Annotated in this window: 11 protein-coding genes and 1 pseudogene; 11 read left to right on the top strand and 1 reads right to left on the bottom strand. The window is 67.4% G+C overall.

Features of this window, described 5'->3' with window-relative positions; all coding sequences use genetic code 11:
- Positions 1-1,347, top strand: a complete 1,347-nt coding sequence (gene hemN / locus MFF21_RS18745; RefSeq protein ID WP_238312883.1) for an oxygen-independent coproporphyrinogen III oxidase — start codon at positions 1-3, stop codon at positions 1,345-1,347.
- 99 nt (positions 1,348-1,446) lie between these two features.
- Positions 1,447-2,259, top strand: coding sequence for a universal stress protein (locus MFF21_RS18740; RefSeq protein ID WP_238312881.1), 813 nt, complete (start codon positions 1,447-1,449; stop codon positions 2,257-2,259).
- A 28-nt stretch (positions 2,260-2,287) separates the two neighbouring features.
- Here the strand turns inward: MFF21_RS18740 and MFF21_RS18735 are convergent, their stop codons facing one another.
- Positions 2,288-3,025 (bottom strand): Crp/Fnr family transcriptional regulator, encoded by a 738-nt coding sequence (locus MFF21_RS18735; RefSeq protein ID WP_238312879.1) that lies wholly within the window; start codon positions 3,023-3,025, stop codon positions 2,288-2,290.
- A 716-nt stretch (positions 3,026-3,741) separates the two neighbouring features.
- Here MFF21_RS18735 and MFF21_RS18730 point away from each other — a divergent pair.
- The 9 genes and pseudogenes from MFF21_RS18730 (at position 3,742) to MFF21_RS18685 (ending at position 12,387) form a co-directional block, all read left to right on the top strand.
- Positions 3,742-5,019, top strand: coding sequence for a hypothetical protein (locus MFF21_RS18730; protein WP_238312877.1), 1,278 nt, complete (start codon positions 3,742-3,744; stop codon positions 5,017-5,019).
- Positions 5,000-5,191, top strand: coding sequence for a hypothetical protein (locus tag MFF21_RS18725; RefSeq protein ID WP_238312876.1), 192 nt, complete (start codon positions 5,000-5,002; stop codon positions 5,189-5,191). The genes MFF21_RS18730 and MFF21_RS18725 overlap by 20 nt, the downstream gene beginning before the upstream one ends.
- Positions 5,192-5,256: 65 nt before the next feature.
- Positions 5,257-6,137: pseudogene (locus MFF21_RS24065) on the top strand (IS1 family transposase).
- Between the two features lie 674 nt (positions 6,138-6,811).
- Positions 6,812-7,921, top strand: coding sequence for a 3-isopropylmalate dehydrogenase (gene leuB, locus MFF21_RS18710; RefSeq protein WP_238312869.1), 1,110 nt, complete (start codon positions 6,812-6,814; stop codon positions 7,919-7,921).
- Between the two features lie 159 nt (positions 7,922-8,080).
- Positions 8,081-8,695, top strand: a complete 615-nt coding sequence (locus MFF21_RS18705; protein ID WP_238312867.1) for an anthranilate synthase component II — start codon at positions 8,081-8,083, stop codon at positions 8,693-8,695.
- A 55-nt stretch (positions 8,696-8,750) separates the two neighbouring features.
- Positions 8,751-9,776 carry an anthranilate phosphoribosyltransferase gene (gene trpD, locus MFF21_RS18700; protein ID WP_238312866.1) on the top strand — a complete coding sequence of 342 codons (1,026 nt, stop codon included), beginning with the start codon at positions 8,751-8,753 and terminating at the stop codon, positions 9,774-9,776.
- 10 nt (positions 9,777-9,786) lie between these two features.
- Positions 9,787-10,632, top strand: a complete 846-nt coding sequence (gene trpC, locus MFF21_RS18695; RefSeq protein WP_238312863.1) for an indole-3-glycerol phosphate synthase TrpC — start codon at positions 9,787-9,789, stop codon at positions 10,630-10,632.
- Complete coding sequence (moaC, locus tag MFF21_RS18690) at positions 10,632-11,117, top strand: cyclic pyranopterin monophosphate synthase MoaC (protein WP_238312862.1); 486 nt, start codon at positions 10,632-10,634, stop codon at positions 11,115-11,117. Before trpC ends, moaC begins: the two co-directional genes overlap by 1 nt.
- A 43-nt stretch (positions 11,118-11,160) precedes the next feature.
- Positions 11,161-12,387 carry a molybdopterin molybdotransferase MoeA gene (locus MFF21_RS18685; RefSeq protein WP_238312859.1) on the top strand — a complete coding sequence of 409 codons (1,227 nt, stop codon included), beginning with the start codon at positions 11,161-11,163 and terminating at the stop codon, positions 12,385-12,387.
- Positions 12,388-12,411: the final 24 nt, after the last annotated feature.

The following is a 12,411-nucleotide window of genomic DNA, read 5'->3' as shown; positions in this document are numbered from 1 at the left end:
ATGAACGACGAGCTTCTCGCCCGCTACGACGGGCTGCGCCTGCCCCGCTACACCAGCTACCCCACCGCCCCGCATTTCACGGAGGCCGTGGACGGCGCCACGCGGATCGCCTGGCTCGCCGCGCTGCCGGAGGAGACGGACCTCTCCCTCTACCTTCACGTCCCCTTCTGCGCGGCGCTGTGCCTCTATTGCGGCTGCCACACCACCGTGGTGCGCCGCTACGACCCCGTGGCCGCCTATGCCGATCTCCTCGTGCGGGAGATCGCGATGACCGCGGCGGCGGGCGCGCCGCGCGGCCCGGTCACCCACCTGCACTGGGGGGGCGGCACCCCGACCCTGCTGAGCGGCGACGACCTGCGGCGCGTCATGCGGGCGATCGGCCGCCATTTCAGGCTGGCCGACGCCGCGGAGATCGCCGTGGAGATCGATCCGCGCAGCCCCGGCGACGTGGACGCGCTCGCGGCGATCGGCGTCAACCGGGCGAGCCTCGGGGTGCAGAGCTTCGATCCGAAGGTCCAGGCCGCGATCGGCCGGGAGCAGTCCTTCGCGCAGACGCGTGCGGCGGCGGAGCGCCTGCGGGCGGCGGCCATCGCCCGCCTCAACCTCGACCTGATGTACGGCCTGCCCCACCAGAGCGCGGAGAGCCTGGCCGAGACCACGACCCGGGCGCTCGCCCTCGATCCCGACCGGGTCTCGCTGTTCGGCTACGCCCATGTCCCGGCGATGAAGCGGCATCAGGCCCTGCTGCCGGCCGAGGCCCTGCCGGACGGGCCGGCCCGGCTCGCGCAGTTCGAGGCCGCCGCGGCCTGCCTGTCCGCGGCCGGCTACGTCCGGGTCGGGCTCGACCATTTCGCCAAGGCCGCCGACCCGCTCGCGGCGGCGCTGGAGGCCGGCGCGCTCCGGCGCAATTTCCAGGGCTACACCACCGATGCGGCCCCGGCCCTGCTCGGCTTCGGGGCCTCCGCGATCTCGGCCCTGCCGCAGGGCTACGCGCAGAACGCCGCCACGGTGCCGGCCTATGCCCGCCTGATCGAGGCCGGACGGGTGCCGACCGTGCGCGGCCTCGCCCTCACCGCGGAGGACCGCCTGCGCCGCGCCGTGATCGAGCGGCTGATGTGCGATTTCGCGGTCGATCTCGACGCTGTCTGCGCGGAGCATGGCGTCGCCACCGACCTGTTCGCAACGGAGCTCGCCCGGCTCGACGCCCTCTGCGGCGACGGGCTGGCGCACCGCGACCGAAAGCGGATCGCCGTGACGGAGGCGGGGCGCCCCCTGGTGCGGGTCGTCGCCGCCGTGTTCGACGCGCGCCTCGCCCGGGCCCCCGCGACGCATGCGCCCGCCCTCTGACGGCGGACCGTCACGATCCTTGCGCTGGATCAAGGTACCCGCACCCCGCGGCGGCGAGGATGCCGCATCGTTCGACAGGCACGGCTGCGGGAGGCAATCATGAGCTACGCCAACATCCTGGTCTCGGTCGATCTCGACGGGGCGACGGCCGACCGGATCCGGCTCGCCGCGGGGCTCGCGCGGCGCTTCGCGGCGACGCTGACCGGCGCCGCCGCCGAGAAGGTGCCGGCCCCGACCCTGGTGCGGGACGTCCAGGACGCGGAACGGCAGGAGCGCGAGAACGAGGACGAGGTGCGGGCGGTGCTGGAACAGGCCCAGGCCCTGTTCGCCCGCTGCGTCGAGGAGGGGACCCGGACCGACTGGCGGCCGGCCTTCGCGGGGCCGATCACGCATCTCGTCGAGCAGGCGCGGGCGGCCGACCTCGTCGTGGTGGGCCGCCGGGGGCCCATGGACGAACCGCCCGGCGCGCTCGGGGTGCCCCCCGGCCCGATCCTGATGGAGGCCGGCCGCCCGGTGCTGGTGGTGCCGCCCTGCATCGAGCATCTCAGGGGCGCGCGCATCGTCGTGGCCTGGAAGGACGGCCTCGAGGCGCGCCGGGCCGTCTCCGCGGCGCTGCCCTTCATCCGCGAGGCGGATCAGGTCTTCGTCGCCAGCACGGGCGAGGGCGCCCGCTACGAGGGCGCGGAGGACGTGGCCGCCCATCTCGCCCGGCACGGCGCGCCCGTCACGACCCATCTCCTGCGCACGATCGTGAGCGACGGCGACGAATTGCTGCGCTTCGCCCAGAAGCAGGACGCCGACCTCATCGTGATGGGCGCCTACGGCCATGCGCGCCTGCGCGAATGGCTGTTCGGGGGCGTCACCCGCGACATCCTCCAGCGCAGCCCGATCCCCTGCCTGATGTGCCACTGAGGGGGGCGGCCCCCTCGGCACGGGGGCGTCAGGCGGCGGCGAGGCTTTCCAGCCGGCCGCCGTCGAGCAGGCGCACGCCGCCGGGCACGATGAGGATCGCCTTCTCCCGGTCGAGGCGGGTCAGCATGCGGCTGACCGTTTCGATGGTGAGGCCCAGATGGTCGGCGATGTCCTGGCGCCCCATCGGCAGTTCCAGGGTCACGGATGTCTGGCCGATACGGCCGTAGCGCTCGCGCAGGCTCAGAAGGAAGCTCGCCACCTTCTCCTCGGCGGTGCGGCGGCCGAGCAGCATCATGTGATCCTGCGCGAGGGTGAGTTCGTAGCCCGCCCGCTCGTGCAGGCGCTGCAGCAGATGCGGCTTGTCCGCGACCAGGGCCGCGAAGGCGCGCTTCTCGAACCGGCAGAGGCGCACCGGGCCGAGGGCTTCCGCGGTGACGGTGAAGCGCGCGGGGAGGGCGAGGCCGAGAAAGTCTCCGACCATCGCGAAGCCCATGACGTGCCGTCGCCCGTCCGGCAGCAGCCGCGACAGGCGCAGCATGCCCTCGGTCACGTTGTAGACCGCGTTCGCGTCGTCGCCCTGGCGGAACAGCGCGTGCCGCGGATCGAGGTGGATCTGCTGGCTCAGCGCTTCCAGCAGGCCGAGCTCCTCGCCGGTGAGGGCGGCGCAGACGCTCACCAGGCGGACCTGACACTCGGCACAGCTCGCCTCCGAGCGGTGATGCGTGCAGACATGCCCGGCACCGGGCGGCTCGCCTGTCGTCTGCATCGGAAGGATCCTGCCCGCGCGGGCCCGGTCGGCCACGAGAACCGATAGCTGATCGGCTGTGGCGCAGATCGCAAGCGAAAACTCGCGACGGGATCGGCGCGGGACATCGAAGAACGCCCGACAGGCCGGATCGCGCGGGACGATGGGCGATCGGAGAACCGCTCCAAGCCGGCGCTCGCCACGCTCCTGCACCGCGGGGAGACGAAAGATCGGTAGTGGGTCAGTTTGAAATTCCATCCGCTTGACCCGCCCTTGGTCCCGGCGGGTGCACGTGGCATGGTAAAAGGATGACTGAACACGATCTCAAGCCGGGCGACCGCATCACCTGTACGCACTGCGGTGCAATTCACGAAGCTTTTGCGGAGGGGATGATCGAGACTCGCGAAGACGCTCGCTGTCGGGTCTGCCGCACCAATCTTACGAAATGGCGGCAGTACATCGGCCTTCGGCTTGTCGAGACGACGGACGAGGCTTCGACGTGACCCGCACTCTCAAGCGCCCCCGCGGTCCCAATCAGCTCGCCAAGTTCATCGTGGATGCGGCAACTGGTGTAACTGATCCCGATAGACAACCTAAGCTTGATCGGACAAGCTCGCCCGCAAGGGAATTTGCACGAAGAGGCGGCTTGAAGGGAGGGCGGGCGCGGGCCGACAAGCTGTCGGCTGAGTAGCGTTCCGCGATTGCCCCCGCTGCCGCCGCAAAACGGTGGTCACGCGATGACAGCAGAGATAACGATAATTAATCGCAACGGTGTTGCTCTTGCTGCCGACAGCGCTGTCACAATAGGACGGCAACGTGTTTGGAAAACAGCGAATAAATTATTTTCTCTTTCGCCGTTCAACGATATTGCAATCATGGCCTATGGAGCCGGAGACTTTGCCGGCGTTCCATGGGAAATTGTTATCAAGACGTTTCGAGCAAACATTGGAAGCAAAAGATATGATACGGTTGAGGAATGCGCCAACGACCTTGTGCAATATTTGAAATCTCTTGAGATTACACAGGAATCTGAGGAGCGAGCAAGTATTTTACTTTTATTCATAAAGATATTTGAACGAATGAAGAAGAGAATTGGCGAGTGTGCTACCGCAGCTGAATTCAAGCAGAAAATTGCAAAGCAAATCTCAGCGGAACAAGCTGTCGCAGATCGTCAAGCCCCCATTGATCTGCAAATAAATCTCAAAGATTTTACGGATAAGTATGGCGACACGATATTTGAGCTAGAGAAAGATGTATTCAAAACGCATATCACGAAAAAAATTCATAATGAATTAATGAAGTTGTGCCATAATTGTTTTGGCAGAGCCTCGTCCTCTACATATGAGACGGGACTGGTAGTGGCGGGATTTGGAAAAAACCAAATATTTCCTTGCCAAATTGCATATATAATCGATGGAAAACATAAAGACATACTACGTTATTGGTCCATCGAGGAAAAGAACGCCGATCTCAATAAGGCCGGGACTAGCAATTCGATCATTACGCCATTCGGACAAGGCGACATAGCAATTTTGTTTTTGGAGGGCATAGCGCGACAGCACCTCGACTATATAAGAAAATCACTCAAGATACTTCTGGACGAAAAGTCCGATAGTCTTGTGAAAGCGTATGTTCAAGATGAAGACGAAAAAAAGGTCGAAAGCGCACTACAAAAGAGAGAAAATGATAAAACTATTAGCAAACTAGGTAAAGAATTTTTAGATTACAGAGATAAAGGGTTGGTGCAGCCAATAATGCGGGTTATTGCCACTCTACCAAAAGAAGAAATGGCAGCGATGGCCGAGGCGCTGGTTGAGATCACGTCCCTTCGTCGTCGCGTTGACTCTCCGCTTGAGTCTGTTGGCGGCCCCACAGACGTAGCTGTGATTTCCAAAGGCGATGGACTTGTATGGATGAAGCGAAAGCACTATTTTGATCCGATTTTGAACGGCGACTTCGCTCGACGCAAGCAGCTGCAGTTTGAGGAGAGGCGCGATGAAACAAGACAAAAATGAATATCTGATGGATGTCCAGGCGTTGAGGCGCAAAGATACCTTGGATCATCTGCGCGCAGAGCCTGAGCTTGGTTCTCCTGAAGAAGAAGGCGAAGCTGCTGCTCACCGCATCATAGCAAGTCTTCGGGAAGATCGAGAGAAAACGCGATTGAAACAAAACCATCATGCTTGACTGACAAGCAAAAGGTTCATATCTTCGGATGATCATTAAGCCTCTCCGAGGCTAACCGCGCTCACATCCTTCACCTGCTGTGCGAGAGTAGTTCAATCCGCGGTGTGGTACATCTAAAGGGGCCAGCAAAAACACCATTGCCAAGTTGCTCGCGGACGCTGGCCGGGCGTGCGCCGACTACCACGATCGCCATGTTCGCGGCGTCGAGGCCAAGCGCGTGCAGGTGAATGAGATCTGGTCCTTCACACACTGCAAGCATAAGAACGTCGCCACTGCCAAGGCCGCGCTAGACTGCGCGGGCGGCGTGGGGATCTGGACCGCGATTGACACCGACACCAAGCTCATACTGGCCTACCTCGTAGGCGAGTGGGACGCAGAGTACACCAACGCCTTCATGCTCGACGTGGCTGAACGGCCAAGTGCAGCTCACTTCGGACAGGCACAAGCCATACCTTGAAGCCGTCGAAGGCGCGTTCGGCGCGGACATGGAATACGCCATCCTACAGAAATGTACGGCACGGCTCCCGAGGCCGCCAAGAGCCGCTACAGCCTGCCCATGCGCACCGGGGCGCACAAGCACAGCAGATCGAGGGCAAACCTGACGACGCGCATGTCTCCACGTCCTACTTCGAGCGCCAGAACCTCACGATGCGGATTCACATGCGCCGGTTCACACGGCTCACGAACACGTTTTCTAAGAAGGTCGAGAACCACGCCTACGCGGTGGCACTGCACTTCATGTATCATAAATTTATCCGATTGCACGGGAAGCTGTGGGTCACGCCCGCAATGACAGCCGGCGTGACAGATCGGCTATGGGAGATTGCAGATATTGTGGCTTTGGTGGAAGCATGCCGACATGCAACCCACGAAGCGCGGACCACATCGGAAGCACATCAGTGACAGCCCTACCGCCGATTGGTCCAGGTTCTCAACTTTCTGCTGAATACTTTGACCCGCATCTTAAAAATACACCGATCTTCGTGATGTCCTCCGCGAAGGAGTGGCCGAGACTGCTTGGCGATTGAAACAGAATTTTAATAAAGACACTTATCTAGCACAGATCGCAGCGCACTTTCATTCTAAAATGCTCATCTTATATCTGGCATGTGAATAAATATTAGAATCGAAGCTATCGTCGCAGCGAATTACAAATGCATATACTGCTGCAAGCATACTCGGAAAGTTTATCACTGAGACTATCGACCTCGGGCACTCCGGGGCGAGGATCGAAGCGCCCTCGTTGTGATTTGCCGCGACTGCCACGGTGCGGTCCACGCGTTTTGTGAGTATGCGTCGCGCCCGAGTGGGGATGAAACCGAACGGCGACTGGCAGAGATGACCTCTCGAAAGCGTCGACGGCGGAAAAGAAATTCAAACCGACCCGCTACCGGAAAATCTCGCGGGAAGCGCGCTGTTACCCCATTGGGTAAGCAGGCCGCTCCCCTTTGAGGACGGCCTCCGACCCGCCACCCCGCTTGAACTCTCCCCGACCCGGCGGTATCGCCACCCGCCCCTCGCATCGCAACCGTCAGGCGTGACATCCCGAGGGACGCGCCATCCAGGGCGCCGCCCGGCGGCCCCGGCGCCCGACACGCCGCCCAGGGCCGGAACGCCGCCATGACCACCTACAAGCTCCTGCTCCTCCCCGGCGACGGCATCGGCCCCGAGGTGATGGCCGAGGTCGAGAAGGTCCTTGGCTGGCTGTCCCGGCGCGGGCTCGCCACCTTCGAGACCGAGACCGACCTCGTCGGCGGCAGCGCCATCGACGTGCACGGCAAGCCGCTGGCCGACGCGACCCTGGCCAAGGCCGATGCGGCCGACGCGATCCTGCTCGGCGCCGTCGGCGGCCCGAAATGGAACGGCGTCGCCTACGACATCCGCCCGGAGGCGGGCCTGCTGCGCCTGCGCAAGGATCTCGGCCTGTTCGCCAATCTCCGCCCGGCGATCTGCTACCCGGCGCTGGCCGAGGCCTCCGCGCTCAAGCGCGACCTCGTCGAGGGCCTCGACATCATGATCGTGCGCGAGCTCACCGGCGGCGTCTATTTCGGCGAGCCGAAGGAGATCACCACGCTGCCGGACGGCTCGAAGCGCGCCGTCGACACCCAGGTCTACACCACCGCCGAGATCGAGCGCATCGCGCATGTCGCCTTCGACCTCGCCAAGAAGCGCTCCGGCCGCGTCGCCTCCGCGGAGAAGCACAACGTGATGAAGTCCGGCGTCCTCTGGAAGGAGGTCGTCACCAAGGTCCATGCCGACCATTACCCGGAGGTCGCGCTGGAGCACGTGCTCGCCGACAACTGCGCCATGCAGCTCGTGCGCCGGCCCAAACAGTTCGACGTGCTGGTGACCGACAACCTGTTCGGCGACGTGCTCTCGGACGTCGCGGCCATGCTTACCGGCTCCCTGGGCATGCTGCCCTCCGCCTCCCTGGGCGCGGTCGACGCCAAGGGCACCCGCAAGGCGCTCTACGAGCCCGTGCACGGCTCCGCCCCGGACATCGCCGGCAAGGGCTTCGCCAACCCGATCGCGATGATCGGCTCGCTGGCCATGTGCCTGCGCTATTCCTTCGGCCTCGGCGAGGCCGCCGATCTCGTGGAGCGGGCCATCACCCGCACCCTGGCCGCGGGCGTCCGCACCCGCGACATCGCGGGGGAGGGAGCGACTCCGGTGAGCACCGGGCAGATGGGCGACGCCATCCTGCGCGAGCTGGAGACGGCCGCGGGCTGAACGGAGCGGGCGGAGGACGCGGCAGGGAGGCGGCGGGCGCCGGGGCGCCCGCTTGACTTCCCGCGCCCCCGCCGTCACGCCATCGGCACCACGACCGGTCGCCGCCTCCCCCTCGGAAGCACGGCAGGGTCCGGCGGCCCGGCGCGCGGCAACGAACGAATGTCCAACGTCCTCGTCATCGACAACTACGATTCCTTCACCTGGAATCTCGTCCATCTGATCGGGCCCCTCGCCGGCGCGATCACGGTGGAGCGCAACGACGCGATCACGATCGACGGCATCCGGGAGCGGGCGCCGGACGCCATCGTGCTCTCGCCCGGCCCCTGCACGCCGACGGAAGCCGGGATCTGCCTCGACGTGGTGAAGGAGCTCGGATCCGAGATCCCGATCTTCGGCGTCTGCCTCGGCCTCCAGACCATCGGCCAGGCCTTCGGCGGCGACGTGGTGCGCGCCCCCGCGCCCATGCACGGCAAGATCTCGACGATCGCGCACGAGGCCAAGGGCATCTTCCGCGGCATCAACGGCGGCTTCGAGGCGACGCGCTACCATTCCCTCGTGGTGGACCGCGCCACCTGCCCGGAGGTGCTGCAGGTCACCGCGGAAGCCGACGGGCTGATCATGGGGCTGCAGCACGCCACGCTGCCGGTGCACGGGGTCCAGTTCCACCCCGAGAGCATCCTGTCGCGCCACGGCGGCCAGATTCTGAAGAACTTCCTCGACATCGCCGCCGCCTGGCGGGCCACCCGTGACAAGGGCGCCCCCGGCGTGCATTGAGGACGCCTCCGTCTCCTCCCCCGCGGGAGGGGAACACGCGGTTGATCCTGATCCGATGGATTCCTTCAAGCCCCATCTCGCCAAGGTCGCGACCGGCGCCGCCCTCAGCCGCGCGGAAGCCCGGGCCGCCTTCGACGACCTGCTCTCCGGCGAGGTCACCCCGGTCCAGGCCGGCGCCTTCCTCACGGCCTTGAAGGTGCGCGGCGAGGGCGTGGAGGAGATCGTCGGCGCGGTCTCGGCCATGCGGGCGCGGATGCTGCCGGTCGCGGCGCCGGAGGAGGCCATCGACATCGTCGGCACCGGCGGGGACCATTCGGGCAGCTACAACGTCTCGACGCTCGCCGCGATCGTCACCGCTGCCTGCGGCGTGCCGGTGGCCAAGCACGGCAACCGCGCCGCCACCTCCCGCTCCGGCGCGGCGGACGTGCTCGCCGCCCTGGGCGTGAAGATCGGCCTGCCGCCGCCGGCGCTCGCGCGCTGCCTCGCCCAGGCGGGCCTGTGCTTCATGTTCGCGCAGACGCATCACGGCGCCATGCGCCATGTCCAGCCGGTGCGGCTGGAACTGCCCTTCCGCACGATCTTCAACATGCTGGGCCCGCTCTCGAACCCGGCCGGCGTGCGGGCGCAGGTCTTCGGCGTGTCGCTGGCCGCCTGGGCCGAGCCGCTGACGCAGGTCCTGTCCGAGCTCGGCAGCCGGCGGGTCTGGACCGTGCACGGCTCGGACGGGCTCGACGAGATCACCACCACCGGCCCCACCGCCGTGGTCGCCCTGGAGGACGGGCGCCTCTCCCGCTTCAGCATCGACCCGCGGGAGGTCGGCCTGCGCCTCGCCACCCTCGACGACCTGCGCGGGGGCGATCCCGCGCACAACGCCGCCGCCCTCGGCCAGGTGCTGGAAGGCGCGCGCAACGCCTATCGCGACATCGCCGTTCTCAATGCGGGCGCGGGCCTCGTGGTGGCGGGCGCCGCCGGCACCCTCGCCGAGGGCGTGGCGCGGGCGGAAGCCGCCCTCGATTCCGGCGCCGCCCGGGCCACGCTGGCGCGGCTCGTCGAAGTCTCCAACGACGCCTCGGACGCCTGAAGGGAATCCCATGGACGATATCGTCGCCGACGTGACCGCCCAGGCCCCGGAGCGGGCGAGCGTGCTGGCCCGCATCGAGGCCTACAAGCGCCGCGAGATCGCCGAGGCGAAGCTGCGCGTGCCGCTGGCCAAGCTCGAGAAGAAGGTCGCGGAGGCCGATCCGCCCCGCGGCTTCGCCGATGCCATCGCCCGCACCATCGCGGGCGACCGCCCGGCCCTGATCGCCGAGGTGAAGAAGGCCTCGCCCTCCAAGGGGCTGATCCGCGCGGATTTCGACCCCGCCGCACTGGCGAGGGCCTACGAGAAGGGGGGCGCCACCTGCCTCTCGGTGCTCACCGACGCCCCGTCCTTCCAGGGGGCGCCGGAATACCTGATGGCGGCGCGCGCCGCCTGTGCCCTGCCGGTCCTGCGCAAGGACTTCATGTTCGAGCCCTACCAAGTGTTCGAGGCCCGGGCCTGGGGCGCCGACTGCATCCTCGTCATCATGGCCTGCCTCGACGACGACGAGGCCGCGGCCCTGGTCGAGACCGCCCACGACCTCGGCATGGACGTGCTGGCCGAGGTGCACGACGCGGAGGAGCTGGAGCGGGCCATTCCCCTCGAGACCCGGCTCGTCGGCGTGAACAACCGCAACCTCAAGACCTTCGAGGTCTCCTTCGAGACCGCGATCCGCCTGAAGCCCGGCATCCCCTCCGACCGCATCGCGGTGGCCGAGAGCGGCATCGGCTCGCATGCGGAGGTCAAGCGCCTGCGCGCGGCCGGGCTCGACACCATCCTCGTCGGCGAGAGCCTGATGCGGCAGGCCAACGTCACCGCCGCCACCCGGACCCTGCTCTTCGGGGACGAGGCGCGCTGATGGGCGAGCTGACCCATCTCGACGCGGCCGGCGCCGCCAACATGGTCGACGTCTCGGAGAAGGCGGCGACCACCCGCACCGCCCGGGCCGAGGGCCTTGTGCTGATGCGGCCGGAGACCCTGCGGCTGATCCGCGAGGGCGACGCCAAGAAGGGCGACGTGATCGGCACGGCCCGGCTCGCCGGCATCATGGCCGCCAAGCGCACCCACGAGCTGATCCCACTCTGCCACCCCCTGCTCCTCACCAAGGTCCGGGTCGAGTGCGAGCCGGACGAGGCACTCCCCGGCCTGCGCGTGGCGGCGGAGGTGAAGGTGACCGGCCAGACCGGCGTCGAGATGGAGGCGCTCACCGCGGTCTCGGTGGCCTGCCTGACCATCTACGACATGGTGAAGGCCGCCGACCGGGGCATGCGCATCGAGGGCATCCACCTCGTCTCCAAGGAGGGCGGCAAATCCGGCACCTGGCGGGTCGGAGAGGCGGAGTGACGCCCCTGCGCCTGCGGTCCGGCACCGCTCCGGGAGCCCATCCATGAGCCTGCTCCCCGTCGCGGAGGCCCTGGCCCGCATCCTCGCCGCCGTCCCCGGCCCGGTGGAGGCGGAGACGGTGAAGCTCGCGGACGCCGCCGGCCGCACGCTGGCCGCGGACGTCCCGGCGCTCCGCACGCAGCCGCCCTTCCTCACCTCCGCCATGGACGGCTACGCCGTGCGCGCGGCGGATGCGGGGCAGGTTCCGGCCCGGCTGAGGCTGATCGGCACCAGCGCCGCCGGCCACGGCTTCGCGGGCAGGCTCGGCCCGGGCGAAGCCGTGCGCATCTTCACCGGCGCGCCGGTGCCGGAAGGCGCGGACGCGATCCTGATCCAGGAGAACGCCACCGCCGCGGGCGAGCATGTCGTGGCCGACGAGCCGGTGGCGGCGGGCCGTTTCCTGCGCCCGGCCGGCCTCGATTTCCGCGAGGGCGACACGCTCCTGACCGCGGGCGACGCCCTGAGCGCCCGCAAGCTGGCGCTCGCCGCCGCGGGCGGCCATCCGACCCTGTCCCTGCGCCGCCGCCCCCGGGTCGCGGTGCTCGCCACCGGCGACGAGCTGGTGCGGCCGGGCGAGCCCGCACGCTGGGACCAGATCGTCGCCTCGAACAGCCTCGCGGTCGCCGCGCTCGCCCGCGAGGCGGGGGCGGAGATCATCGACCTCGACATCGCCGGCGACTCGATGGAGGCCCTCGACGGCGCCATCGGCCGGGCGGTCGCGGCGCAGGCCGACCTGCTGGTGACCCTGGGGGGCGCCTCGGTCGGCGACCACGACCTCGTCCAGGCGGCCCTGCGCAAGGCGGGGATGGAGCTCGGCTTCTGGAAAGTGGCCCTGCGCCCTGGCAAGCCGCTCATGCATGGCCGCCTCGGCCGCATGCTGGTGGTCGGCCTGCCCGGCAATCCCGTCTCCGCCATCGTCTGCGGCCTGCTCTTCGTGGTGCCAGCGATCCGCGCCCTGCTCGGCGACCCGCGCGCCGGAGCCGACCGCTCCGAGCCGGCGCTGCTCGGCCGCGACATGCCGGCGAACGACCAGCGGCAGGACTACCTGCGCGCCCGCCTCGACACGGCGCCGGACCGGCTGCCCGTGGCCACGGCGGAGAACCGGCAGGATTCGTCCATGCTCGCGGTGCTCGGCCAGTCCGAGGCCCTGCTGATCCGCCCGCCCCACGCGCCGGCCGCCCAGACGGGCGAGCCCTGCCGCATCATCCGCCTCGACCGCCGGCTGCTCTGAGCGGCCGGGTCCTCCCCCGGGAGG

The organism is Methylobacterium organophilum, assembly GCF_022179465.1.
Taxonomy (GTDB): domain Bacteria; phylum Pseudomonadota; class Alphaproteobacteria; order Rhizobiales; family Beijerinckiaceae; genus Methylobacterium; species Methylobacterium organophilum.
The sequence above is the reverse complement of the archived record's forward strand: the minus strand, read 5'-3'. Positions and strand labels throughout refer to the sequence as shown.

Bases quoted from the DNA above. Each gene is read 5' to 3' on its own strand.
- MFF21_RS18705 (WP_238312867.1), top strand. From the start codon at position 8,081: ATGTCCAACGTCCTCGTCATCGACAACTACGATTCCTTCACCTGGAAT.
- moaC (WP_238312862.1), top strand. From the start codon at position 10,632: ATGGGCGAGCTGACCCATCTCGACGCGGCCGGCGCCGCCAACATGGTC.
- trpD (WP_238312866.1), top strand. From the start codon at position 8,751: ATGGATTCCTTCAAGCCCCATCTCGCCAAGGTCGCGACCGGCGCCGCC.
- MFF21_RS18740 (WP_238312881.1), top strand. From the start codon at position 1,447: ATGAGCTACGCCAACATCCTGGTCTCGGTCGATCTCGACGGGGCGACG.
- MFF21_RS18730 (WP_238312877.1), top strand. From the start codon at position 3,742: ATGACAGCAGAGATAACGATAATTAATCGCAACGGTGTTGCTCTTGCT.
- MFF21_RS18685 (WP_238312859.1), top strand. From the start codon at position 11,161: ATGAGCCTGCTCCCCGTCGCGGAGGCCCTGGCCCGCATCCTCGCCGCC.
- leuB (WP_238312869.1), top strand. From the start codon at position 6,812: ATGACCACCTACAAGCTCCTGCTCCTCCCCGGCGACGGCATCGGCCCC.
- trpC (WP_238312863.1), top strand. From the start codon at position 9,787: ATGGACGATATCGTCGCCGACGTGACCGCCCAGGCCCCGGAGCGGGCG.
- MFF21_RS18725 (WP_238312876.1), top strand. From the start codon at position 5,000: ATGAAACAAGACAAAAATGAATATCTGATGGATGTCCAGGCGTTGAGG.
- hemN (WP_238312883.1), top strand. From the start codon at position 1: ATGAACGACGAGCTTCTCGCCCGCTACGACGGGCTGCGCCTGCCCCGC.
- MFF21_RS18735 (WP_238312879.1), bottom strand. From the start codon at position 3,025: ATGCAGACGACAGGCGAGCCGCCCGGTGCCGGGCATGTCTGCACGCAT.